Below are 23,918 nucleotides of genomic sequence, written 5' to 3' on the forward strand. Positions count from 1 at the left end.
TCCATTCATTCAGTTATCAGATGAATAAATATGATTGTGCCGATTGTTTGCTGATTTGGCCAGCCGCATGATCCCCCTTGTACGGCGTGCGGTGCAAAAACATGAGGCCAAGATGCCCCCCAACCGCGCCGGAGCACTATTCGCTGGGAGGATAGCGAATGTCCAAAACTGATACGACGGATCCCGTCGAGAAGAAGTACCCGATTCCAAGCCTTTTCGCTCTCGGCCTGCAACACGTTCTCGTCATGTATGCCGGTGCAGTCGCCGTCCCGCTCATCGTCGGCAGCGCGCTGCAGTTGCCCAAGGACCAGATCGCCATGCTGGTCAGCGCGGATCTGTTTTGCTGCGGCATCGTCACCCTCATCCAGGCACTTGGTTTCGGCCGCCACGTCGGCATCCGGCTGCCGATCATGATGGGCATTTCGTTTACTGCCGTTCCCTCGATCATCGCGACGGGCAACAATCCGGACCTCGGCATGCCCGGCGTCATTGGGGCGGTCATCGCCTCCGGTGTCTTCACCGTCATCGCCGCGCCTTTCTTCGGACGGTGGGTGCGGTTTTTCCCGCCGGTCGTCACCGGCACTGTCATGCTGGTCATCGGCCTTTCGTTGATGCGCGTCGGCGTGAACTGGGCCGCTGGCGGCCAGCCGATGATCCGGGGACCGGAAGGCATGATCCCGAACCCCGCCTATGGCGCACCCTTCGCGCTCGCCGTCGCAGCCATCGTGCTGCTGTCGATCCTGCTGCTCACACGGGTTCTCAAAGGCTTTCTTTCCAACCTTGCGGTGCTGATGGGCATCGGCATCGGCTTTGCCATCGCGATCGCATCCGGCAAGGTTGATTTCCATGGCGTCGCCGACGCCGGCTGGGTGCGCATCATCCACCCGCTCGCCTTCGGTTGGCCCGTTTTTGAGTTCTGGTCGATCCTTTCTCTCTGCGCGGTCATGACGGTCATGATGATCGAATCGACCGGGCAATTCCTGGCGGTCGGCGACATGGCCGGGCGCAAGATCACCCAGGCTGAGCTTACCTGCGGCCTCAGAACCGACGGCGTCGGCAACATCATCGGTGGCCTGCTCAACACTTTCACCTACACGACCTATGCGCAGAATGTCGGTCTGCTCCAGATCACCGGCGTCCTGAGCCGCTTTGTGGTCGCGACGGGCGGCGTCATCCTGGTCCTGCTCGGTTCGCTGCCGAAGGTAGCCTTTATCAGCGCGTCGATCCCGAGCTACGTCGTCGGCGGTGCCGCCATCGTCATGTTCGGCATGGTCTCGGCGACGGGTGTGAAGATCCTGTCGAGAGTGGATTTCGTCGCCAACCGCCGCAACCTCTACATCGTCGCAGTCAGCGTCGGCCTCGCCATGGTGCCGGTCGTGGCCGACAACATCTTCGCCCAACTGCCGTCAGCAGTCGAGAAATTCCTGCACAGCGGCGTGCTCGTCGGCACCTTCGCGGCAGCTCTGCTCAACATCCTCTTCAACGGCGTGCCCGCGAAAGAGCCTGAGGACAGCGAACTGCAGAACCGTACGCCGGCGGCCGACCTCGCCTGAACAGCAACAACCGTTTAGTCCGGCGGCCTTCGCGCCGCCGGTGCCCGAGCCGCGTAGCCCAAGAGGCCAAGTGGCCAGATCCAAGAGGAATGCCATGAGGCGCTTTGAATACCACCGGGCGGACACGCTGGAACAGGCCTCCCGCCTTCTCACCGACCTCGGCGAAGACACCTTCGTGTTCAACGGTGGTACGGACCTTCTCGTCGAAATCCGTGAAAGGCTGCGCCGGGTTCGCAACGTCGTCGACATCAAGCAGATCCCCGGATTGTCCGACATCATCTATGACGAAACGCGCGGCCTGACTTTCGGCGCGCTGGTGACCGTGGGCCGCCTGGAGCGCCTGGCATTGGTGCGCCAGCGTTACCCGAACCTGTATGCGGCCTTCGCCTCGCTAGGCTCCATCCAGGTGCGCAATCGTGCGACGGTGGCAGGCAATGTCTGTCGTGCCTCGCCGTCAGCCGATACGATCCCACCGCTGATTGCCGATGGCGCGTTCATCCACATCTACAGCCGCACCAACATGCGCGTCGTGCCACTTGCCGAATTCTTCACCGGCCCCGGCAAGACTGTGCTTGCCAAGGGCGAGATTGTTACCGGTATCACCGTGCCGCCAGCCGGCGACAACTCCGGCAAGGCCTATCTCAAGCACGGCCGCCGTAAGGCAATGGAACTCTCCACCGTCGGCGTCGCCGTCAGCCTCACCATGGAAGGTGGTCTCTGCGATGACATCCGCATCACGCTCGGCGCGGTCGGAGCAACCGTGCTGCGCGCACCCCAAGCCGAGGCCATGCTGCGCGGCACGTCGCTCGACGCGGCAACCGTCAAAAACGCCGCCAACAAGGCGATGGAAGAGTGCACGCCGATCAGCAACGTGCGCGCCAGCGCCGATTACCGCCGCGATATGGTGGGTGTGCTGACCGGCCGCGCCATCAAACAGGCATTGGAGGCTTTCGCATGAAACGGATCGTTGAACTCACCATCAATGGCGAGCCGCGCGACATGGTGGTGGATAGCTGCCGCTCGCTGCTCGATGCGCTGCGCGACGATCTCGGCCTCACCGGCACCAAGAAGGGCTGCGACGTCGGCGATTGCGGCGCCTGCACCGTCATCGTTGATGGCGAGCCGGTCAATGCCTGTCTGATGCTTGCAGTGGAAGCCGAAGGCCGCTCGGTCGAGACGATCGAGGGACTTCAGCCAGGCGTCGATGTGCTGCATCCGCTGCAGGATGCCTTCATGCGCTACGGCGCTTCGCAATGCGGCTTCTGCACCCCGGGTATCCTGATGATGGCCAAGAAGCTGCTCGACGACAATCCGCGCCCGACGGACGAGGACATCCGCTTCGGCCTCAGCGGCAATATCTGCCGCTGCACCGGCTACACCAAGATTTTCGACGCGATCAAAGCAGCCGCGATCGAGATGGAGGCTGCAAGATCATGAACATGACGACCCCTATCGAACAGCGCGATTTCAAGATCGTCGGCAAGAGTGTTCGCCGCGACGACGTGCTCGAAAAGGTGACGGGCGAGGCCGAGTATACCGGCGACGTCAAACTGTCGGGCATGCTACACGGCAAGATCAAGCGCGCGGCGATCGCGCATGCCCGCATCAAGAGCATCGATGTCAGCAAGGCGCTCGCCTATCCGGGCGTCAAGGCGGTGCTGACGCATGAGAACGTGCCACGCGTGCTGCATTACGGCTCACCGCACCCGCGCTCGGCTTCCTGCACCAAGGACCAGTATATACTCGATGACAAGGTACGGTTCTGGGGCGAGGGCGTTGCCGCCGTCGCGGCCATCAGCGAGGAGATTGCCGACGAGGCTCTCGACCTGATCGAGGTCGAGTACGAGCCCTTGCCGGCCGTCTTCGAACCGGAGGATGCGGCCCAGCCGGGTGCGTCGCTCATTCACGATGTCGGCCCTGGCGGCAACCTCGTGCTCGATCCGGTGCGCATCAATCGCGGCGATGTGGACGCCGGCTTCGCCCAGGCGGATTTCGTGCTCGAAGGTGTTTTTTCCGGTGGGCGGCCGCATCCGGCTTACATGGAGCCGAATGTCTGCATCGCCGACTGGGACGGTTCCAACAAGCTTACCTTCTGGACCTCCACCCAGACTTCTTTCATGGTGCGCGGCATCCTTGCCGAAGTGCTCGGTCTGCCGCTTACCAAGGTCCGCGTGCTCGTCGACCACATGGGTGGCGGTTTTGGAGCTAAGCAGGACCTGTTCCAGCACGAATTCCTGTGCGCGCTTCTTGCCAAACAGACGCGCCGGCCAGTGAAGATGGAATTCAGCCGCCACGAGACTTTCGTCGCCGGCCGCTCGCGCCACCCCTGCAAGATCTGGCTGAAACAGGGTTTCAAGAACGACGGCACGCTCGTCGCGCGCGACATGAAGCTGGCCTACGATTCCGGCGCCTACGGTTCGCACGGCCCAGGTGTCACCATTGTCGGCACGACGGCTGCCACCTCGCTTTATCGCTGCGAGAACGTGCGGCTGGAAGGACGCTGCGTCTACACCAATACGCCGATCAACGGTGCCTTCCGCGGCTATGGCGTGGTGCAAAGCTATTATGCGCTCGATATCCAGATGGACGAGGCGGCCGAACGGCTAGGCATGGATCCGGCGGAGCTGAAGCTGAAGAACGTCGTTCGCGCCGGCGACATCGCACCGTCGGGCCACCCGATCCTTGGTCATGGCCTCGAAATCTGCCTCCAGCACGGCATCGACGTGCTGGATTGGAAGAAGCTGCGCAACCGCGACCGCACGCCGGATCCCAAGCGACCCCACATTCGCACTGGCTGGGGCATCGGCTGCGAAATGCACGGTTCTTCCGCCTATCCCGGCATCAAGGAACAGGGCAACGCCACGGTGAAGGTCAACGAGGACGGTACGGTGACTTTGCTCACGGGTGCCGCCGGCCTGGGCACCGGCGCGCACACAGCACTTGCACAGATCGTTGCGGAAGAACTCGGAGTGCGCTTCGAGGATGTTGGCACGATCCATGGCGATACGGACGTAGTACCTTGGGACATCGGCGCGTTTGCCAGCCACACTACTTATCTCGTCGGCACGGCTGCCAAGATGGCAGCCGGTAAGGTCCGCACTGCGGTTCTCGAACGTGCAGCGATGAAGCTGCAGGTCTCGCCGGCCGAGATCGATCTTTCCGAAGGCAAGGTCTTCGTCATCACCGATCCAGGACGCTGCATGACGGTCGCTCAGGCGATGGGTCCTTCCCGTGGCATTCCCGCCGCCAACATCGTTGCGAACGGCACCTACGAGCCGACGAAATCCTATTCCTTCGCCGCACATTTCGCTGAGGTGCATGTCGATACGGAAACCGGCATCGTGGAGGTCAAGCGCGTCATACCTGTGCACGACGTCGGCCGGGTCATCCATCCGATTGCCGCGCAGGGGCAGATCGAGGGCGGCATCCAGCAGGGCATCGGTCACACGCTGACCGAGGACTACGTCATCGACAAGAAGACCGGCCGGTCGCTCAACGCCGGCCTCGTCGACTACAAGATGCCGCTCTCGATGGACATGCCTGACATCGAGACGATCATCCTCGAAGCGGCACCCGATCCAGGTGGCCCCTGGGGCGCCAAGGGCGTCGGCGAGGACCCGATCATTGCCATCGGCCCAGCCATTGCCAACGCCATCCACGACGCCATCGGCGTTCGCTTCCGCCACTATCCGATCACTCCGGAAGACGTACTGAAAGCCTTGAGGGAGAAGGCCGCATGAACATGCACATCGAACCTGAGAGCCGGAAGCTCCCGATAACGATCCTCACCGGGTTCCTTGGATCGGGAAAGACGACGTTGCTCAACTACATCCTCACCGAACGCCATGGCCACCGGATCGCGGTGATCGAAAACGAGTTCGGCGAAGTCGACGTCGACAGCGACCTGGTGCTGGCCTCTGACGAAGAGATCTTTCAGATGCAGAACGGCTGCATCTGCTGCTTCGTCGATGTGCGCAACGACCTCATCGACGTGATGAAGAAGCTGTTGAGCCACAAGGACAAGTTCGACCACATCATCGTCGAGACTTCTGGTCTTGCCGATCCGACGCCTGTCGCCACCGCCTTCTTCGTCGATCGCAGCGTTGCTGAAGAGGTCGAGCTGGATGCCGTCGTCACGCTGGTGGATGCAATGCATATCGACCAGCATCTCTATGATCCGGTTCTTGACGGCAGCGACAACCAGGCGGTCAACCAGGTCGTCGCGGCCGACCGCATCCTCATCAACAAGGTTGATCTTGCCTCAGAGGACGCCCTCGGTTCGCTCGAGGCGTCGCTGCGCAAGCTCAACCAGACGGCGCCGATCCTGCGTTCGACCTATGGCAAGGTGGACCTGACCGATATTCTCGGTGTCAACGGCTTTCGCCCGTCCTATGTGCGCGAGCGGGCGGAAATCCTCGACATCGACATGGACGACGACCACGATGCGCATGGCCATCACGAATGCCACGATACGGCCTGCGACCATCCGGACCATGACCATGGGCACCATCATGACCACGGCCACGGCCGAGCATCGGTCCTGCGCCCGCACAGCCACGATGCGACGGTGAAATCCCACTCTTTCGTTTATCCCAACTCCTTCGACGGCGAGAAGCTCGCCACCTTCCTGAAGGATTATCTCGGCGAGCGCGGCGACGACATCTTCCGTACCAAGGGCATTGTTTCGGTGGCCAATGACGAGCGCTTCTTCGTGCTCCAGGCGGTGCACAAGCTGGTCGATTTCCGTCCGGATCACAGCTGGGGCGAGGATGTCAGGAAGTCGAAGTTCGTCTTTATTGGCCGCAATCTCGACCGTGACGGCATCGACAGAAACCTGCGTGCATGCCTGGCGGCCTAGCGGCGCTTCTCCTGTCCTAATACGCCTGCTCAATTCCTGTGTCCAAGACGCCCGCGCAATTTCCCGCGCGGGCGGTCGCTGCTGATCGCCATGAAATAGCGTTTAAAAATAATAGGTTAGTCGATTTTTCCCCGTTGACAGAAAGTCGGCCCCATGGTTTCTTCACCGTTGAGTAGAAGCGCCGACAATTGCTCACCGTCTGTTGGACGATGAGGCCGCGATGTCGATGCTCACTGCGAAAGGAACACCTGTCGGTTGCAGCCGCCCTGCGGCGTCCGCACCGACTACCCTTCCCCATCATCGGCATTTCCTGAGATCGCGCATCCATGCCGGCTTTTGGCCGGCCTGGGGTCCATCGCGCGGCCCCGCATCGACCGGATCCTCTACGACAGGAGAACAAGGATGATCATTGATCTAAGCTGCTACCCCACCGATCTGGTGGACCTGGCTTGGCGCCACGACGGACCGCCGTTCACCGGCGACAAGCTTTTGAAGATGATGGACGGCCCGTACTATGTGAACGGCAAGCCGCGCCGGATCGACAAAGCCTTCATCCAGCCGCCGCAAGGCAACACCATCTACACCCATGAAGTCATGGACCTGGAAGGCAAGGCCGCCATCCGCCAGTACATGGCCTATACGGAAAAGATGGTGACGGAGCACCCGGACCGTTTCCTTGGCTGCTTCGTCTACAACCCGCGCTATGGCACGCAGAACGGCGCCGAAGAAATCGAACGCTATGCCAAGGAGTTCGATTTCAAGATGGTGCAGTTGCAGGCGAACATGCATGCCTACCGCCCTGACCGCGCGCTCGACTGGCTGCGTCCGGCCATGAAGAAATGCGCCGAGCTCGGCCTCATGGTGAAGGTGCATACCGGCGACGGTCCGTACTCAATCCCCACCGAGTTCTATCCGATCATTCGCGAGTTCCCGGAAGTGAATTTCATCCTCGCGCATTTCGGCGTGCAGACCGGCGGTGTCTACGTGTTCGAGCCGATGCAAATGGCGCTCGACACGCCGAGCGTCTACGTCGAATCCGGCTGGTGTCTGCAGTCGCGCATCGTCGAGTTCGCCAAGGTCCTACCCAAGCACAAGATCCTGTTCGGCTCCGATACGCCGCCGAACGAACCAGGCATGTGGATCAACCTCCTGGAAGTCCTCTGCCACGAGCCGCCGCAGGGCCTCAACCTCGATGAGGATACGCTGGAGGATTACCTCGGCAACAACACCGCCCGCATGATCGGTCTCGAGCCTACCAGGCCGCCGGCGACCGTCGAGGAAGCCGAAGCGTATCTGCGCCAGCACGGCGTCGCGCTTGCCGCGTAAAACTGAACGGAGTGAACAATGATCATCGATACCCATCTTCACCCGACGAACCTCGTGGACGAGGCGTGGCGTCATACCGGTTCGCCCTTCACGGGTGAGCGCATGCTGAAACTGATGGACGGCCCCTACATGATCAACGGCAAGCCACGCCGGATCGACATGGGCTTCATCCAGCCGCCACCAGGCAACACCGGCTACCGGGACGGCAACCGCAAGGGCCGCGACGGCATTCGCGACTACATGGCCTATTGCGCCGAGCTTTGCCAGACGTACCCGGACCGCTTCATCGGCAACTTCAACTACAATCCGCGCTGGGGACCTGAGAACGGCGCGGCGGAGCTGGAATTCCACGTCAAGGAATACGGCTTCAAGATGCTGAAATTGCACGCCAACATGCACGGCTATCGTCCCGACCGCGCGCTCGACTGGCTGCGTCCGGCGATGAAGAAGTGCGCCGAGCTTGGCGTGGTCGTGCTGATCCACACCGGCGACGGCCCGTACACGATCCCGACGATGTTCTACCCGATCATCCGCGAATTCCCGATGGTCAACTTCATCATCGGCCATTTCGGCATTCAGACGGGCGGCAACTACTCGTTCGAATCCTTCTGGATGGCGATGGATACGCCGAACGTCTACTGCGAATCCGGCTGGTGCTTCCAGTCGCGCATCGTGGAGTTCGCCCAGCAGCTGCCGAAGAACAAGATCGTCTTCGGCACGGACAGCCCACCGAACGATCCGGGCATGTGGCTGCGCGAGCTGGAAGTGCTCTGCAAGGACCCGCCGCACGGCATCAACCTCTCCGAGGACGATCTGGAAGGCTATCTCGGCAACAACATCGCCAAGCTTGTCGGCATCGACCCGTCCCCGCCGCCGCGCGACGTAGAGGATGCCCAGGCACGCCTCAAGGATTCCTACGCCGGCGTCGACCGCGCCACCGGCAAGCATCTGGAATTCGCCTGATTTGACAAGGGCGGCGCCTTTCGGGGCGTCGCCAGCCACCCGCAGCGACCCGAGGCCGAGACATGAGCCAGTACCACAAGCAAGACGTCCGCCGTTTCCTGGCCGATTATAAGGCGGAACATCCCGAGGATGTCATCACGATCGATGGGCCGGTCTCGGACGACCAGGACGCAACCGCGTTGATCTGCAACCTGGCAGACAAGGGCCAGCATCCGATGCTGCATCTCAAGAATGTTAGCGGCATAGGCAGTGAGGTCGTCTGCAACATCTTTGCCTCGCGTGACCGCATCGCCCGCCTGCTCGGCTCGACTGCCGACAAGCTGCACGAGGCCTACCAGTCCCGTTCCAACAAACCCTTCACGCCGGAGGTGTTTGAAAGCGGCCCGATCACCGAAGAAATCATTTCTGGTGACGCCGTCGACCTGCACGCATTGCCGATGCTGAAGCACTTCGACACTGACCGCGCGAAATACATCACGTCAGGCATCATCATCGGTGAGCACCCTGAAACCGGGGCCGGCAATCTCAGCTATCACCGCGCCATGATCCATTCGAAGACTTCGCTCGCGACCTCGCTGCATTCGCGCGGCCATCTCTGGCGCCTGATGAACATGGCGAAGGAGAAGGGCGAGCCGATGCCGGTCGCCATGGTGATCGGCGGGCATCCGCTGTTCATGATCGCCGCCTCCGCCCGCCTTGCCTTCGGCGAGGACGAGCGCGATGTTGCCGGCGGCCTGATGGGCGAACCCCTTCAGGTGGTGCGCACTCCAAAATACGGCATCCGTGTGCCTGCACATGCCGAGGTCGTGCTGGAGGGCGTGCTGGATCCCGAGGCCCATGTGGAGGAGGGGCCGTTTGGTGAGTTCACCGGCTATTCCTCCGACCGCTCGACCAACAATCTTTTCACCGTCGAAACCATCATGCGGCGCCGCGATCCGATCCTCGTCTCCGTCGCCGGCGGCAATTCGGCCGAACACCTCAACCTCGGCCGCGTGCCCCGCGAGGCGGAAGTGGTGGAGAAGCTGAAAGCTCGTTTCCCCTCCATTACATCAGTGCACTATCCATCCTCCGGCACCCATTTCCACGCCTACATCGCGATGAACCAGACGCGCGAGGGCGAGGCACGGCAGGTCATGCTCGGCCTGCTCGGCTGGGACCAGTACCTCAAGACCGTCGTGGTGGTGGATGCGGACGTGGATATCACCCGCGACAGCGAGGTGCTCTGGGCGCTTGCCACCCATTTCCAGCCGCACAAGGACGTCGTCATTATCGAGGGCCTGCCTGGCAATGCGCTCGACCCGTCGGCGAGCGGCATCGGCACGACCTCGCGTATGGGGCTCGATGCGACGCGCGGCCCGAATTTCCACGGCGTTCGCGCCCGCATAAGCGACGAGGCCTCGGCTCGCGCTGCCGCACTCCTCAAAAGCGTGGGATAGGCGATGACGACGCGGCCAAGTCGCATGATCGTCGGCATTTCGGGCGCTTCCGGCATGGTCTATGGCAAGCGCATCCTCGAAGTGCTGCGCGACCTCGAGATCGAGACTCATTTGATCATGTCACGCGCAGCCTGCATCACGCTCGCGGCCGAGGCGGATTTTACCAAGCAGGATCTTGAGGCACTGGCGACAGTCACCCATTCAAACAAGGATATCGGTGCCGTCTGCTCTTCAGGCTCCTACAAGACGCTCGGCATGATCGTCGCGCCCTGTTCGGTGAAGACCATGGCGGAAATTGCGACTGGTACGACCGACAATCTGCTTTCCCGCGCCGCCGACGTGGTGCTGAAGGAGCGCCGCCGCCTCGTTTTGATGCTGCGCGAGACGCCGCTCCATCTTGGCCATATCCGCAACATGGCGCAGGTCACCGAAATGGGCGGCATCATCTATCCGCCCGTTCCGGCCTTTTACGCCAAGCCGCAAAGCCTTGAAGAAATGGTCGACCACACCGTTGGCCGGGTGCTCGACCTCTTCGATCTCGACCCCGGCATCGTACGCCGCTGGCCGGGAACGCAGGGAGGGGAATGATATGGGCGCCTGCATTGCCAGCGAGCCGAAAACGCTCACGCCAGAACCCCGCGCTGCCTTCCTCTCGGACGATGCGATCGCCATCCTGGCATTCGCCGCCGAAGCGCTCAAACAGGGCCTCGCCGCCGCCCTCGTCACCCTCGTTGAAATCCGCGGCGGCGCTGCCCGCGCCATCGGCGCGCAGATGGCGGTGCGCGATGACGGCCTTTATTGCGGTTTCGTCTCCGGCGGCTGCACCGAAGCGGCGGTGGCCGCTGACGCCGTGGTCGCCCTCCAGAATGGCATCGATCGCAAGCTTCGCCTCGGCGAAGGTTCGCCGTTCTTCGACATCGTGCTGCCCTGTGGCGGCGGCATCACGCTGGCTATCCACGTCCTGCGAAATGCCACAGCACTCCGCCACATACTTGCCGCGCTGCACCGCCGTGCTCCCGGGCGCCTCCGGTACAACCCCGGCAGGCAGGCTCTTTTCTTCGAACCAGGCGAAGGCGTGAGTGGCTGGGAGGGAGAGGAATTTGTGCGCGTCTACCACCCGAAGCAGCGCATGCTTCTTGCCGGCACGCCCCTGGAGGCTGGCGTGGTGACGCGTCTGGCGGAGATATCCGGCTATGAAGTCGTGAAGATCGAGCGGGGCCAAGCTCCATCGCCGAAACAGCTGGACGCTGACACGGCGGTCGTGCTCCTCTTCCATGACATCGACCGTGAGTTGCCGCTGCTCGAGGCTGCGCTCGCCTCATCCGCCTTCTATATTGGTGCTCTGGGAAGCCGCCGTACTCACGCGAAACGCTGTGAGGTCTTGCGCAAACGCGGTCACCGCGAGACCACGCTTGCCAGGATCAAGGCGCCTATCGGCATATTCGACAAGGCGACAGACGCAAACTCGCTTGCCCTTTCGGTGGTCGCCGACGTCGCGCAGGCAAGATTGCTCCACATGAAGGGCAAGGTCCCGACCGACCCGACGGTCCCCCGGACGCTTGCTCTCAACACGATCGACAAGTGCTTCGCCCCCATGAACGCAAGTGAACTCATCACAAACGCAGGGGGCAACTAGCGATACGTCCGGGCTTTTCGCTGGCCGCAGGCCTCCCAGCTTGTCCAGTGTGTTCCCAAAGTCCGGCGTGGGCCGGCGACGCATTCGGGGGCTCCCACAACGCCCCCTCGCGTCGCCGGCTCCTTATCCTGCCCCGCCTGCAGTGCCAGCCAATCGTTTGAAGGGCGAACCGATGAAGAGCGTTTCCACGCTACGAGCAAACGGCAGTATTCAAGGTACCTGTCCGCAAAGGGCGGAGCCGCCCTTCTCAAATCGCATCGAACTGACATCTCGCGCGCTGATCAAAAATGAGCGTGGCTGCATCCTGTTGGTCAGATCCAAGAATTCAGCCAACTGTCTGTGGCAGATGCCAGGTCGCCAAATCGGGCGTGGAGAAAGCTGCGCGATGTCGATTGTTCGATGCCTTCACGACGATCTGGGAATCCTCACATGGCCAGTCTCGGCCGTTTTCATAAATGACCAGTTTGATGACATTGGTGGCCTCCACACACTTTCGATCACTTATGCGGTTTCCATACTCTCGGGTGAACCGCGTGTGACAGCCTCTGGCCAATTGGATGAGGCGCGATGGTTTGGTCAACCGCCCGAAGGTGTCACCAAAGAGACTGTCTGTGCACTGGAAAGTCGCGAAATCGTAATGTTCAGAGCGTCCTGACAGGTCCAGGCTAGCCTTAGGCTCACCGAAAACCAGGTGCCGACGACTAGATCGCACCACCTAAGTGCGACCGTGGGCGCTTGCGCCAGCGTTTTCAGGTCGCATCGCCGCCACGAAGGCCGCTTTCAAACGTTCAGCTGCCGGTGACAAGCTATGCTGGCGCCTTTGCAAGAGCGAGACATTGCGCATTACGGTCGGGTCGACGAGATCCACGGTAGTTACACGAACTGCTGACGCCAGTTGGCTGGAGTTCTCCGGCAAGACGGCAACGCCCATGCCGGCGGAGATCATGCTGATGGCGGTGGTCGAGAAGCGCACTTCGTATTTTGGCTGGAAGTTGGGCACAACACGGATGAGGTTATGCTCGACAATGCTGCGAAGCGGATTCGTGGCTGCGAGCGTGATAAGTGTCTCGCCCTTCAACTCGGCCCAGCGAACGGATTTTTGCCTGGCGAAGCGATGGTCTTCCCGGCAGACAAGCATGAGCTTGTCGCGCATGAGAGGCGTAGCGGTGATTTCGGGATCGTCTTCCGAGAGCGTGCCGATGGCGATATCGACCTCATTGCGCTTGAGCGCCGGACTGATCGCCTCTTCGGGCATGTCGCGGATGCTGACCAGAATTTCGGGATGCATGCTCACGAACGCCGCAATGATAGGCGGCACGATCGTCGCTGCGAGCACGATTGCAGCGGCGATCGTCACCTGGCCGCGTTTCAACGATGCGTTGTCGCGCATATCGCCAACTGCGAGTTCCAGGTCTTTCAGTATCTTACGGGCTTGTGGCAGGAACTCCTGGCCCACGAGAGTGAGCGAAACCATGCGGGTGTGGCGGTCAAACAGGCGTACGCCGATCTCCGATTCCAGATCTCGAATGACTATGCTGACGGCCGATTGCGTGAGGTGAAGGTTCCGGGCCGCGAGATTGAACTGGCCAAGGTCGGCCACCGCAATGAAGGCCCTGAGTTGCCGCAAGGTGATGTTCATGGATGCGCGGCCCTCCTGTTCTCCAATGTCATCAAATCCTGCCGTCCCTATGCCTGTCCAGCCTGCAGCACCGGCTGTTCGGTCTGGCCTGCCATTGGCAACACTGCTTCGTCGGACCGGATACAGTCTGATACCACACCCGGCCCGACCGGTTTGAGTTCAATCTAGATAACCGTGGCGGTCGGCGAGATAAAACACCTCCAGCAGCATGCTCACGGCAGCACCCGAACCTTGGTCTTGGTTTTGCTGGATTCCAGCGCGGCCTAGCTTGCCAGGGCAGGCTGGTTGGTCTGGCCGGCCATCAGCAGACCAAGTTCGTCGAGGCGAGTTCGGTCAGGCGGCAGTTCACCTAGGATTTCGCCGTGGAACATAACCAGGATACGGTCGCAGATCGCGAAGAGTTCTTCGAGTTCGGTGGAGATGAGCAGAATGGCGCGGCCGTTGTCGCGCTGTTTAAGCATCTCCTCCATCACGAACTCCATGGCGCCGATATCGATGCCCCGGGCGAGCTGGTTGACGAGGATGAAATCCGGGTTGCGCGCAAGTTCACGCGCGACCACCAGCTTCTGCTGGTTGCCGCCGGAGAGCGCGCCGATCGGCTGATCCTCGTCGCGGCTTTTTATGCGAAACCGCTTGATGAGATCGCGTGTGTGCTCGCCGATGACCCCCCGGTTCAACATACCGCGGCAGGCGAAAGGCTTCTGATCGTAGCGCTGGAGGATTGTGTTTTCGCTCAGCGACATCGAAGCCACGATGCCGTGTTTGTGCCGGTCCTCCGGGATGTGTGAGAGGCTGCTGGCATTGATGCGGGCCGGGTCGAGGCCGGTAATGTCCTTGCCATTCAAAATCACGCGGCCGCTGTCGATCGGCAGCAGACCGGAAAGTGCCAGCGACAGTTCCGTCTGACCGTTGCCGGACACGCCGGCAATACCGACGATCTCGCCGGCGCGCACGTTGAGGCTCACGCCGCGCACGGCCGGCAGGCCGGTCTCGGCGCGGCAGGTGAGGTTGTCGACCGACAGCACGATGTGGCCGGGCGGTTCAGGGCTGCGCGGCAGCTCCATGCGCACGTCGCGGCCGACCATCATGCGGGCAAGCTCGCGTGCATTCGTCTCGCCGACATTGACCGTGTGCACGACGCGCCCGTCGCGCATGACGCTGATGCGATTGCTGACGCGCATCACCTCGTCGAGCTTGTGCGAGATGAAGACGACCGTCTTGCCGTCTTTGGCGAGGTCTCCCATCAGCGAGAGCAGGCGGTCGGTCTCCTGTGGGGTGAGCACGGCTGTCGGCTCGTCGAGGATGAGCAGGTCGATGCCGTGGAACAGGACTTTCAGGATTTCCACTCTCTGCTGCTCGCCGACCGAAAGGTCTTCGATGATGGCGTCCGGACGCACGTCGAGGGCGTAGCGGTCCGAAAGTTCTCGGATTTTTGCATGGACCTCGTCCATGTCGTTAATGACGCGCAACGGAGATCCCTGGCCGAGAATGTAGTTTTCCGCCACCGTCAGGTTCGGCACGAGCATGAAATGCTGGTGCACCATGCCGATGCGTTGACGGATCGCCTCGCGCGGGCTGTTAAAGCGCACGGACTGGCCCTTGAAGACGATCTCGCCTTCGTCGGGCCGAACCATGCCGCAGATCATGCTCATCAGGACGCTCTTGCCCGCACCGTTCTCGCCCAGCAGCGAGTGGATCTCGCCCTGCTCGATTTCCAGTGACACGCCGTCGCTGGCAACGATGGGGCCGAAGCGCTTGCGGATGTTCTCGACGCGCAGGAAGGGTTTCTGAGACATGTCCATTACCTCATCTCGTAGGGCTGGCCGAGTTTGCTGGGGGCAGCGCCCTTGCCTCGGACCACGACGAGCGTGACGATCGTCATGATGTAGGGAAGCGCCTGCAGCACCTGGTAAGGCACAACGATGGATGCCTGCGCCTGGAGCATCAGCTGCAGCGCGTAGAACAGGCCGAAGAGCAGCGAGACGAAGAACGCCCCAATCGGCGACCAGCGTGCAAAGACGACCACGGCGAGCGCGATGAAGCCGCGGCCGGAGGTGATGCCCTCGACGAACTGATTGGAATGCCCGAGCGTCAGGAAGGCCCCGCCGAGGCCGGCGAGCCCGGTGCCGACCAGCACCGCGGCATAGCGGTAGCTCGCAACATCGCGGCCGGCGACGTCGACGGCTTTCGGGTGTTCGCCGACAGCGCGGAGCGTCAAGCCGAAGGACGTGCGGAAGAGCACGAGGCTGGCCAGGATCGCGACGAGGACCGTCGAATAGACGATGAGGTTCTGCCGGAAGAAGGCTTCGCCAAGAAAGGGAATATCGCTCAGGAAGGGGATCTGCACGGGCTGCGCGATCTCGATGCCCTTGCCGGTCGAGACGTAATAGGTACGGAACAGGAAGGCGGTGAGACCCATGCCGAGCAGGTTTAGCGCCGCACCCACAACGATTTGGTCCGCTTTGATGGTGATTGTAAAGAAGGCAAAGATCGCCCCGAACAGCATGCCGCCCGCGATGCCGGCCAGCAGGCCAAGCGGGATACTGCCGGTGGCGAAGGCTGCCGCGAAGCCGCAGAAGGCACCGACGAGCATGGTGCCTTCCAGCCCGATATTGAGCACGCCCGCTCGCTCGGAAAATATCTCGCCGATGGAGGCGAAGATCAGGGGGGTCGCAAGCCTCCAGGCGGCGCCCGCAAGCGTCGCGAGAAAGGTGAGAAACATCATGTCGTCCATGGAGATACCCCTCAGGAAGGTCGCCTAGAGCAATTCCGGCAAGGTGCGTGAAGTGGTCCTGCCCGGGAATTGCGCAAATGCTCCAAAGTTTTGTCTTCCCTCAGGGCTTAGGCGCCTTGCGGGAGTTTCCATTTTTCAAGCCACGATCCTGCGGATGTCGCGCAGCCTGGTGAAGGCGACGACCGAGAGAATGACGATACCCTGTATGATCAAAACGAGGACCTGCGGCACCTGCGAGGTGATTTGCAGCACCTCCGAGCCGGAGCGAAGGGTCGCGAAGAGCCCGCCCGAAACGATCGCCGCCAGGGGGTTGTTGCCGGCAAGCAGCGCGACCGCGATCCCTTCGAAACCGTAGCCCGGCGAAATGTTCTGGTAGAGGCGGTGCGTGACACCCGCCACTTCGAAGGCGCCGGCCAGCCCCGCCATTGCACCGGAAATGCACATTGCGATCATTACGTTGCGGGCGACCTGCATACCGGCATAGCGGGCTGCGTATGGATTGAGACCAACGACGCGGAGTGCAAAGCCGCGGCTGCTGCGCTGAAGAAAGATGTAGAGCGCGACTGCCAGAACGACGGCGACGATGATACCGATATGGAGGCGCATGTCGGAGACGATGCGTGGCGTCCAAGCTTCGCGGATAAGTCGGGCAGATTGAGGATAGGCAGCACTTGCATCGCGCATCGGGCCGGTGACGAGATAGCTCGTTAGGATCAGCGCGATGTAGTTGAGCATGATCGTTGTGACGATCTCGCTGGCCTGGAAGCGTACTTTGAGATAGCCGGCAATGCCTGCCCAAGCGGCCCCCGCCAAGGCGCCGGCCAGCATGACAAGCGGCGCATGCACCCAGACGGAAAGCCCGTCAAAATTGGTGCCGACCAATGTGGCGGCAATCGCTCCAGCATAGAGCTGGCCCTCGGCGCCTATGTTCCAGATCGAACAGCGGAAGGCAACGCAGAGGCCAGCGCCGATCAAGATCAGCGGCGTCGCCTTCAGCAGGATTTCGCCAACCGAGCGCATGTCCTGAAAGGAGCCGAAGATCATCACTGTGACCACGTCGCTCCCATCGAAACCGTTCAGCCACAAAAGGGCTGCGCCGCATGCTAGCGCGACAAGGACCGCTGCGGCCGGCGTCGCCGCGTTGATCACGGCTTGCCTGAGCGTTCGGCCGAAAGCTTGGGCTGCTTGAGGATACACGTTCTCACGCACTCCCTGGTTTACCTGTTCCATGGGTCCGGTCCGAATGTTGGTATGAGGCGCAGCAAGGCGCCGTGGCCGAAGGGCCGGCCACAGCGCTTGCGGGTCACTGGGCGTCGGTCTTGATCTCACCGGCAGCGATTTTGGCGCTGATCGCCTTCACCTCGGCGCGGATGTCTTCGGGCACGGAGACCGGACCGTCATCGCGGAAGGTGAATGAGATGACTTTCGGATCCTTCAGGCCAAAGATGATGTTTTCCTTAGGCGGGCTCCCGTCCTTTATCGAGTGCACGACTTCCACCACGCCCTGCGCGTAGTCGGCAACGTAGAGGCCGAGAATGTTGTTCGGTGCTACCTGGGTAAAGTCGCTGAAGATCGAAAAAGAGCGCACAGCCGGCCCGGATTCCGAGATCGCCTGATAGCCGCCGACGGTCGCACCCGAAGCATTCGGCACGACGAAATCCGCGCCCTGCGAAATCATGCTCAAGGCTGCTTCCTTGGCAGCGGTCGTATCGGTGAAGTTGCCGATATAGGCCTCGCTGATCGGGAAGTCCGGATTGACGCTCTTGGCGCCGTTCTTGAAGCCGACAAAGGCCTGCTGGATCGGCGGGATTTCCATGCCGCCGACGAGGCCGGCCTTTTTGCCCATCTTAGCTGCGATGACGCCCATGAGGTAGAAGGGCTGGCTCGTATCGGTGTTGAGGCCGATGACATTGCCTTCGTGGATGCTGCTCGACGAGATCAGGAAATAGGTGTCGGGATAGTCGAGCGCGACTTCCAGTGCGGCATCTTGGAATTCGAAGCCGTGGCCGAGGATGACCTTGTAGCCCTGGCTGGCATAGTCGCGGAACGCCTTTTCGAACGAGGCCGGGTTCTGTTGCAGCTCGACATAGCTGATCTTGGCACCGAGCTGTTCTTCGACGCCCTTCAGCGCATTGAAGCCGATCCGGTTCCAGCCCTCTTCCGAAACGCTACCGGGCACGAGAAGGCCCATCTTGAAGTCTTCGGCCTGTGCCATCGCCGGAATGGACACGGCGATGGTCAGCGCCGCCACTCCTTCCACGAACGTTCTGCGTGAAAGTCTCATTGCTCTTCCTCCCATTTGATAAGTTCCCAGGGACCGCGCTTATTTCGCGCGTGTCTGGATCTCACCCGCAATGATCTTCGCACTCACCTCTTCAAGGTGATTGCGCAGGTCTTGCGGTATCGATCTGGCGGCTTCGTCGTTGAAGGTGAACTTTATGACGTCCTTATCCTTCAGGCCGAAATCGACATTGCTTTGCGGCACGGCGCCGTCCCGAATGCCCGAGACGATGCGTACGATGCCTTGACCGTAATCGGCTATGAACGTGCCGAGGATATTCTTGGGAGCGACGTCGGTGTAGTCGCTATAGACGCTGAAGGTGCCCGACTGCGTGCCTGATTCCTGCGCGGCGCGGATGACGCCCAGTCCCGCTGCATTTGCATTGGGAACGACGAAATCGGCGCCCTGCGCCATCATGCTGACGGCGGCTTCCTTGGCGGCGCTCGCATCGGTGAAGCTGTTGATGAAGACCGTGGACACGGGGTAATCCGGGTTCACGCTCTCGGCACCTTTCCGAAAGCCCTCGAAGGCATGCGCGATGGGCGGAATTTCCATGCCACCGATAAGGCCCGCGCCCTTGCCCATCTTTGCAGCGATCACGCCCATCAAGTAGAAGGGCTGGCTGGCATCGGTATTGAGGCCGATGACTTTCCCTTCATGTACGCTGCTCGACGAGATGAGGAAAACGGTGTCGGGGAAATCCTCAGCCGTCGTGAGGGCGGCGTCCTGGAACTGGAAGCCATGGCCCAGAACGACTTGATAGCCCTGGCTTGCATAGTCGCGGAACGCCTTTTCGAAGGCGGCTGGGTTCTCGGCCAGCTCGACATAACTGATCTTGGCGCCGAGCTCCTTTTCCACTCGCTTCAGCGCGTCGTAGGCGATCCGATTCCAGCCTTCCTCCGCGACGCTGCCGGGGACCAGGAGGCCCATCTTGAAATCTTCGGCATGGGCATGGTCTAGCCAGACCATGCCGGCAAGGGCCGACCCGAGAGTGGAGGCAAGCAGCGAACGACGTGAAAATGCAGTGCTCTTCATCCCATTCTCCCATTAGATTGAGGTCCAATCCCCCCGGAGTTGCTCTCGGCTTATGCGTTCTCCTTCAAGCGAACGGTGTCGGTTGTGCTCTGTGAGACGAGACGACCCTTCGAGAAGACGAAGGCCCGGTCTGGTCCGCCGGCAACCAGCGTGTCGGTGTCGGTGCAGTCGGCGATGACGAAGTCGGCGCGGGCGCCGGCCTTGAGGCCGTGCTCCTTGCCGAGACTCATCAGGCGGGCTGGCGACGTCGTGATCATGCGGTGGGCAGCAGCAAGCTCATCCCCCCGAAGATGGCCGGCGAGCAATGTCCAGCGCGCGATTTCCAGCATGTCGCCCGAGCCGGTTGGCACAAACGGATCCTGGATGTTGTCCGACGCCGTGGCGATGCTGACGCCGGCGCGGCAGAGCTCGGCCACGCGCGTCAGACCGCGCGGCGGCAACATCTCGGCGTCGCGGCCCTGCAGGTAGAGGTTCGCCGCTGGCAATGTGACGACGCCGACATCAAGCGCAAGAAGACGCTCTGCGATACGCTGGAATTCCTTGCGGGGCAGGGCACTCAGCACAGAGACGTGACTGAATACGGTGCGGCCCTGCATGCCGAAGCGCTCGACCCGCTCGAGAGCTGCATCAAGCAGATGCACATCGGCATTGAGATGTTCATCGAGATGCAGATCGACCGGTTTTCCCGCCTTGACGGCGGCGGAAAACAACATGTCGAGGTAGCGTGGTGGGTCTTCCGAGACAGCAGGCGTGCCACCCACTGCATCGGCGAGCGCCACGGCGCCATCGATATTCTCGGTCAGCCAGTCGAAGTCCTGGCCGGGATGCGGTGTCATGAAGGCCACGAGCTGCAGAGTGATGTCATCTCGCGCCCCGTCGCGCACGCCTGCCAGCGTCTCAATGCCATGGAAGCCGGCATCCTTGTCGACGTTGACGTGGCTGCGAATGGCGGTCGTGCCGCGGGAAAGACACCGCCTGATGGTGCGCATCGCCCGCTTGTGGATGTCATCGGGACCGGCGGTTCGGGCATATTTGGCGAATGCCTCGCGGGCGCCTTGGAGCGTGCCGGAAGGATTGGGGGTAAAGTGCAGTACTCCGGTCTTGTCGAGGTGCTGGTGCACATCGACGAAACCTGGCGAAACCAGCATGTCTGTAATGTCGACGCAGGCGCTGCAGGACCTGGTGTCCAGGGACGGCCCGATTGCGACAAAGCGTCCATCCGCCCCGACTATGATGTCGCTGACCGCTTGCGAGCCGTCTGTCTGAATGACAGCTCCCCCGGTGAGTGCAAAGGGCTGCCCAGAGACGAGGTCTGCTATGGATGCAGTTGGAAAATCGCGCACAGCTTGTTCCCGCATTCTTGTTATGACGGAAAGAGAGCACGGGCGATTAATTTAGACAAATTTATTATTTCAATCTTTTGATGAGGAAAAAACAATAATGCGTCGTGAGCATTCTCTGTCTTTGGCAAAAGGAAAAATGCTCCAGTTCAACAGATCTCGCTCTGCATTCAGGAGGTTGGGGCTGTGTTGACGCTTGGTACCGGGTGGAAGCGGAATGTCTGCTATCGTGTTTTTTCGTGCCAGAACGGACGGTCCGCTCCCGTGATGAGTTTCGGGTGCCGGCGGGCGTACGAAAGTCCCCGAGGAAGGAACCCACGGGCCACAGTCAACGGCTATGGATATTTCGATCTGTGGCTGATGTCGGCGATGGCGCGGCCGCCGATGGGAAGCGCGAGGTGGATGCGGACAGGCCGCTTCGTTGCTCCATCGCGCGGTATTGGCGGCCCGGCGCTGGTCCGGCCACTCGCCTGTCGAGGCCAGGCTCCTTGTTGAAGAAGCCCGTCATGCTCTGCCGCTGCCGAACGACGCTCAATGCAAGCGCAACGAACGGCGCGTGCCCTTTACCTCACCGCGCGCGCCCTCCCGCGCAGCGGGTTCGTTCCACGGCCCCAGATACGACGTTCAACGTCTATTGGAGTGTCCGGCGATGACAACTCTTGGCAACGCCAGTGCCGTCCGAGGCAACATCGCAACTGAAGGACCCATAGCGGGGCAAATCGTGGTCAGGTCGAGCGTATGCGCGACGCGATCTCCAGGGCTTTGCGCGATAGGCTGCGGCCCGATCACAGGTAGATAGATGTTTATTAGTAGTTTCTAAACTTGTTCGCAAGAAACAAGAATACTGTTTCAATAGATACTTGCATTATTGCTCAAACACGGAAAGGTTGAGCTTGCGCTAAATTTTGCGTGGGCGACGTGGATCACATAAGTTCACCAGGTGCTGGGATGGACAGCGGGCGTCATTTGCTTGGCGTTGATCACGCAATTCTTGCGTCAACCTGCCGATCCAGATGTCATCCGCCATGACGCCCGCTTGACCATCTTCTGTCTGGAGGCTTGGCGGCGTTGCTCAAGCCAGGCCTGGCTTGATGTCATTGGCAAGCGCGCCAGGCGACTGAAGGCAAACAGACCCGATGCGCGCAGCGGAAAACCTACCATTCTGCGAACGAACCGTCTTTGTGGCGCCAAACGGGGTTACGCCAGCGATGGCCCTCCTTTGCGCGTTCCTTCACGTAGTCCTCGTCGACGTCGACTCCGAGCCCGGGACCGTCCGGGATGGCGACGAAGCCGTCCTCATAACGGAACACGTCCTTGTTCTTGGCATAGTCGATCAGGTCGTTGGTCTTGTTGTAGTGGATGCCGAGGCTCTGTTCCTGGATGAAGGCATTGTAGCTGACCGCGTCTAGCTGCAGGCATGCGGCAAGCGCGATAGGTCCGAGCGGGCAGTGGGGGGCGACGGCGACGTCATAAGCCTCGGCCATGGCAGCTATCTTGCGGCACTCGGTGATGCCGCCGGCGTGCGAAAGATCGGGCTGGATGATGTCGACTACGCCTTGCTCGAAGACGCTCTTGAAGTCCCAACGGCTGTAGAGCCTTTCGCCGAGTGCGATCGGCGCAGATGACAGCGCGGCGATCTCCTTCAGTGCCTCGCGGTTTTCGCTGAGCACCGGCTCCTCGATGAACATCAGACGGTAGGGTTCAAGCTCCTTGACCAGCACGCGAGCCATCGGCCGGTGGACGCGGCCATGGAAATCGACGGCGATACCGACATGAGGACCGACGGCCTCGCGCACCATCGCGACGCGCTCCACGGCTGAATCGATCTTGTCATGGCTGTCGACGATCTGCAGTTCCTCGGTGCCGTTCATCTTGAGGGCTGAGAAGCCGCGTGCCACCACGTCCCTGGCGCCGGCAGCGACATCGGCGGGACGATCGCCGCCGATCCAGGAATAGACCTTGATGCGATCGCGGCAGCGGCCGCCAAGCAGTTCATGCACCGGCACGCCGAGTGCCCGGCCCTTGATGTCCCATAGCGCCTGGTCGATGCCGGCAATCGCACTCATCAGGATCGGACCGCCGCGGTAGAAACCGCCGCGATACATGACATTCCAATGGTCCTCGATGAGCCGCGGATCCTTGCCGATCAGATAGTCGGCGAGTTCATGGACCGCAGCCTCGACGGTATGGGCGCGGCCCTCGACCACGGGCTCGCCCCAACCGCTCACGCCCTCGTCGGTTTCGATCTTGAGAAACAGCCAGCGCGGCGGAACGATGTAGGTCTTGAGTGCAGTGATCTTCATGGTGTCGGCACTAACTCCGGATGGGCTGGCGTTCAGTCTTTCTTGTGCTGGCTCTTGGCGCGCGCGAGGTCGCGCGCGGCGAGGTCCAGGATCTCGTTGGCTGCGTGGCGAGCAGCTGCGGCGTCGCGCATGCGCAGCGCTTCGACGACGCCGTAGTGAACCCTGACGGCTTCGTCGCGCCGGTCGACGGAATTGGCTGTCGCCTCGAGCGCAAAATTCAACGCTGTCTCGATCATCCCGCCGATCTGGCGAAAGATCGGGTTGTGGCAGGCCCCATAAAGGACCTGGTGAAAGGCGGCGTCCGAGCGGGCGAAACGGGCAACGTCGCTTCCCGCTGCTTCCATGCCTTTCCATGCCAGTTCGAGATCGGCGATCTCCTGTAGCGAGGCTCGGGTCGCGGCAAGTTCGGCGACCAGCGGCTCGATGGCACGGCGGGTTTCCAGGATGGAGTCGAACAATTTGGGATCAAGTGTGTTTGGCGCGTGCCACTCCAGCACCTGGGGATCAATGATGTTCCAGTTGTCGCGTTCGCAGACGACGGTGCCGATGCGCGGGCGGCTGAGAACAAGGCCCTTGGCTGCGAGCGTCTTGAGCGCTTCGCGGATGACGGTGCGGCTTACACTGTATTCCGTGCAGAGGTCGATTTCGCTCGGTAGCGTGCTGCCCACCGGATGGTTGCCGGCGAGGATTTGAGAAGCGATTGCCCGCACGACATCGGGCAGGACGCGCGGGCGACGTGACTTCGCTGCCGCTTCAGGTGCCTCGTTGATGTTCATGCGTTCTCCTCCCCAAGAGCGTTTTCTCGTTCTTATGT

General features: G+C 61.4%; 20 protein-coding genes. 11 read left to right on the forward strand and 9 right to left on the reverse strand.

The genetic code is table 11. From position 1 onward, the window contains the following. Nucleotides 1-158: 158 nt before the first annotated feature. From Amn_RS07595 to Amn_RS07645, 11 genes are all read left to right on the forward strand, one after another. A complete protein-coding gene (locus Amn_RS07595; RefSeq protein ID WP_286295959.1) occupies nt 159-1,553 on the forward strand; it encodes a nucleobase:cation symporter-2 family protein in 1,395 nt (464 codons plus the stop codon). Nucleotides 1,554-1,647: 94 nt separating this feature from the next. Continuing rightward, nucleotides 1,648-2,511, forward strand: a complete 864-nt coding sequence (locus tag Amn_RS07600) for an FAD binding domain-containing protein (RefSeq protein WP_192318212.1) — start codon at nt 1,648-1,650, stop codon at nt 2,509-2,511. Continuing rightward, nucleotides 2,508-2,990, forward strand: coding sequence for a (2Fe-2S)-binding protein (locus Amn_RS07605; RefSeq protein ID WP_182575472.1), 483 nt, complete (start codon nt 2,508-2,510; stop codon nt 2,988-2,990). Before Amn_RS07600 ends, Amn_RS07605 begins: the two co-directional genes overlap by 4 nt. Next, nucleotides 2,987-5,293, forward strand: a complete 2,307-nt coding sequence (locus Amn_RS07610) for a xanthine dehydrogenase family protein molybdopterin-binding subunit (protein ID WP_286295960.1) — start codon at nt 2,987-2,989, stop codon at nt 5,291-5,293. Before Amn_RS07605 ends, Amn_RS07610 begins: the two co-directional genes overlap by 4 nt. Then, the gene (locus Amn_RS07615) at nt 5,290-6,411 is read left to right on the forward strand and encodes a CobW family GTP-binding protein (RefSeq protein WP_182575470.1); all 1,122 of its coding nucleotides are present in this window, start codon (nt 5,290-5,292) and stop codon (nt 6,409-6,411) included. The genes Amn_RS07610 and Amn_RS07615 overlap by 4 nt, the downstream gene beginning before the upstream one ends. Nucleotides 6,412-6,813: 402 nt before the next feature. After that, on the forward strand, nt 6,814-7,737 hold the full coding sequence (locus tag Amn_RS07620; RefSeq protein ID WP_067964806.1) for an amidohydrolase family protein: 924 nt from the start codon (nt 6,814-6,816) through the stop codon (nt 7,735-7,737). An 18-nt stretch (nt 7,738-7,755) separates the two neighbouring features. Beyond that, nucleotides 7,756-8,700 carry an amidohydrolase family protein gene (locus Amn_RS07625; RefSeq protein ID WP_192318206.1) on the forward strand — a complete coding sequence of 315 codons (945 nt, stop codon included), beginning with the start codon at nt 7,756-7,758 and terminating at the stop codon, nt 8,698-8,700. A 62-nt stretch (nt 8,701-8,762) separates the two neighbouring features. Next, nucleotides 8,763-10,136, forward strand: a complete 1,374-nt coding sequence (locus tag Amn_RS07630; protein ID WP_286295962.1) for a UbiD family decarboxylase — start codon at nt 8,763-8,765, stop codon at nt 10,134-10,136. 3 nt (nt 10,137-10,139) lie between these two features. Further along, nucleotides 10,140-10,724 (forward strand): UbiX family flavin prenyltransferase, encoded by a 585-nt coding sequence (locus Amn_RS07635; RefSeq protein WP_067964800.1) that lies wholly within the window; start codon nt 10,140-10,142, stop codon nt 10,722-10,724. A gap of 1 nt (nt 10,725) precedes the next feature. Next, on the forward strand, nt 10,726-11,772 hold the full coding sequence (locus Amn_RS07640) for an XdhC family protein (RefSeq protein WP_286295965.1): 1,047 nt from the start codon (nt 10,726-10,728) through the stop codon (nt 11,770-11,772). A gap of 172 nt (nt 11,773-11,944) precedes the next feature. After that, nucleotides 11,945-12,427, forward strand: a complete 483-nt coding sequence (locus Amn_RS07645; RefSeq protein ID WP_286295966.1) for an NUDIX domain-containing protein — start codon at nt 11,945-11,947, stop codon at nt 12,425-12,427. Nucleotides 12,428-12,487: 60 nt separating this feature from the next. On the opposite strand, the gene Amn_RS07650 is transcribed toward Amn_RS07645, so the two are convergent. The 9 genes from Amn_RS07650 to Amn_RS07690 all read right to left on the reverse strand — a co-directional run bounded on the left by Amn_RS07650 (nt 12,488) and on the right by Amn_RS07690 (nt 23,880). Beyond that, a complete protein-coding gene (locus Amn_RS07650) occupies nt 12,488-13,411 on the reverse strand; it encodes a LysR family transcriptional regulator (RefSeq protein WP_286295967.1) in 924 nt (307 codons plus the stop codon). A 263-nt stretch (nt 13,412-13,674) separates the two neighbouring features. After that, nucleotides 13,675-15,207 (reverse strand): ABC transporter ATP-binding protein, encoded by a 1,533-nt coding sequence (locus Amn_RS07655; protein WP_263007939.1) that lies wholly within the window; start codon nt 15,205-15,207, stop codon nt 13,675-13,677. Between the two features lie 5 nt (nt 15,208-15,212). Further along, the gene (locus Amn_RS07660; protein WP_067964793.1) at nt 15,213-16,145 is read right to left on the reverse strand and encodes an ABC transporter permease; all 933 of its coding nucleotides are present in this window, start codon (nt 16,143-16,145) and stop codon (nt 15,213-15,215) included. Nucleotides 16,146-16,280: 135 nt separating this feature from the next. Next, complete coding sequence (locus Amn_RS07665; RefSeq protein ID WP_263007938.1) at nt 16,281-17,375, reverse strand: ABC transporter permease; 1,095 nt, start codon at nt 17,373-17,375, stop codon at nt 16,281-16,283. 73 nt (nt 17,376-17,448) lie between these two features. Continuing rightward, on the reverse strand, nt 17,449-18,429 hold the full coding sequence (locus Amn_RS07670) for a BMP family protein (protein WP_263007937.1): 981 nt from the start codon (nt 18,427-18,429) through the stop codon (nt 17,449-17,451). A gap of 39 nt (nt 18,430-18,468) precedes the next feature. Beyond that, nucleotides 18,469-19,356 (reverse strand): BMP family protein, encoded by an 888-nt coding sequence (locus Amn_RS07675; protein WP_286295968.1) that lies wholly within the window; start codon nt 19,354-19,356, stop codon nt 18,469-18,471. Between the two features lie 155 nt (nt 19,357-19,511). Further along, a complete protein-coding gene (locus Amn_RS07680; protein ID WP_286295969.1) occupies nt 19,512-20,609 on the reverse strand; it encodes an amidohydrolase family protein in 1,098 nt (365 codons plus the stop codon). 1,346 nt (nt 20,610-21,955) lie between these two features. After that, nucleotides 21,956-23,104 carry a galactonate dehydratase gene (dgoD, locus tag Amn_RS07685; protein WP_192318191.1) on the reverse strand — a complete coding sequence of 383 codons (1,149 nt, stop codon included), beginning with the start codon at nt 23,102-23,104 and terminating at the stop codon, nt 21,956-21,958. A gap of 32 nt (nt 23,105-23,136) precedes the next feature. Continuing rightward, on the reverse strand, nt 23,137-23,880 hold the full coding sequence (locus Amn_RS07690; RefSeq protein WP_286295970.1) for a FadR/GntR family transcriptional regulator: 744 nt from the start codon (nt 23,878-23,880) through the stop codon (nt 23,137-23,139). Between the last annotated feature and the right edge of the window lie 38 nt (nt 23,881-23,918).

Source organism: Aminobacter sp. Y103A, assembly GCF_030294925.1.
Classification (GTDB): Bacteria; Pseudomonadota; Alphaproteobacteria; order Rhizobiales; family Rhizobiaceae; genus Aminobacter; species Aminobacter ciceronei.

Excerpts from the sequence above, each read along its gene's own strand:
- Amn_RS07690 (WP_286295970.1), bottom strand. The coding sequence starts at position 23,880 with ATGAACATCAACGAGGCACCTGAAGCGGCAGCGAAGTCACGTCGCCCG.
- Amn_RS07645 (WP_286295966.1), top strand. The coding sequence starts at position 11,945 with ATGAAGAGCGTTTCCACGCTACGAGCAAACGGCAGTATTCAAGGTACC.
- Amn_RS07630 (WP_286295962.1), top strand. The coding sequence starts at position 8,763 with ATGAGCCAGTACCACAAGCAAGACGTCCGCCGTTTCCTGGCCGATTAT.
- Amn_RS07610 (WP_286295960.1), top strand. The coding sequence starts at position 2,987 with ATGAACATGACGACCCCTATCGAACAGCGCGATTTCAAGATCGTCGGC.
- Amn_RS07595 (WP_286295959.1), top strand. The coding sequence starts at position 159 with ATGTCCAAAACTGATACGACGGATCCCGTCGAGAAGAAGTACCCGATT.
- Amn_RS07640 (WP_286295965.1), top strand. The coding sequence starts at position 10,726 with ATGGGCGCCTGCATTGCCAGCGAGCCGAAAACGCTCACGCCAGAACCC.
- Amn_RS07675 (WP_286295968.1), bottom strand. The coding sequence starts at position 19,356 with ATGGGCCTCCTGGTCCCCGGCAGCGTCGCGGAGGAAGGCTGGAATCGG.
- Amn_RS07680 (WP_286295969.1), bottom strand. The coding sequence starts at position 20,609 with ATGCTGGTTTCGCCAGGTTTCGTCGATGTGCACCAGCACCTCGACAAG.
- Amn_RS07655 (WP_263007939.1), bottom strand. The coding sequence starts at position 15,207 with ATGTCTCAGAAACCCTTCCTGCGCGTCGAGAACATCCGCAAGCGCTTC.
- Amn_RS07615 (WP_182575470.1), top strand. The coding sequence starts at position 5,290 with ATGAACATGCACATCGAACCTGAGAGCCGGAAGCTCCCGATAACGATC.
- Amn_RS07650 (WP_286295967.1), bottom strand. The coding sequence starts at position 13,411 with ATGAACATCACCTTGCGGCAACTCAGGGCCTTCATTGCGGTGGCCGAC.
- Amn_RS07605 (WP_182575472.1), top strand. The coding sequence starts at position 2,508 with ATGAAACGGATCGTTGAACTCACCATCAATGGCGAGCCGCGCGACATG.
- Amn_RS07660 (WP_067964793.1), bottom strand. The coding sequence starts at position 16,145 with ATGGACGACATGATGTTTCTCACCTTTCTCGCGACGCTTGCGGGCGCC.
- Amn_RS07625 (WP_192318206.1), top strand. The coding sequence starts at position 7,756 with ATGATCATCGATACCCATCTTCACCCGACGAACCTCGTGGACGAGGCG.
- dgoD (WP_192318191.1), bottom strand. The coding sequence starts at position 23,104 with ATGAAGATCACTGCACTCAAGACCTACATCGTTCCGCCGCGCTGGCTG.
- Amn_RS07635 (WP_067964800.1), top strand. The coding sequence starts at position 10,140 with ATGACGACGCGGCCAAGTCGCATGATCGTCGGCATTTCGGGCGCTTCC.
- Amn_RS07670 (WP_263007937.1), bottom strand. The coding sequence starts at position 18,429 with ATGAGACTTTCACGCAGAACGTTCGTGGAAGGAGTGGCGGCGCTGACC.
- Amn_RS07665 (WP_263007938.1), bottom strand. The coding sequence starts at position 17,375 with ATGGAACAGGTAAACCAGGGAGTGCGTGAGAACGTGTATCCTCAAGCA.
- Amn_RS07600 (WP_192318212.1), top strand. The coding sequence starts at position 1,648 with ATGAGGCGCTTTGAATACCACCGGGCGGACACGCTGGAACAGGCCTCC.
- Amn_RS07620 (WP_067964806.1), top strand. The coding sequence starts at position 6,814 with ATGATCATTGATCTAAGCTGCTACCCCACCGATCTGGTGGACCTGGCT.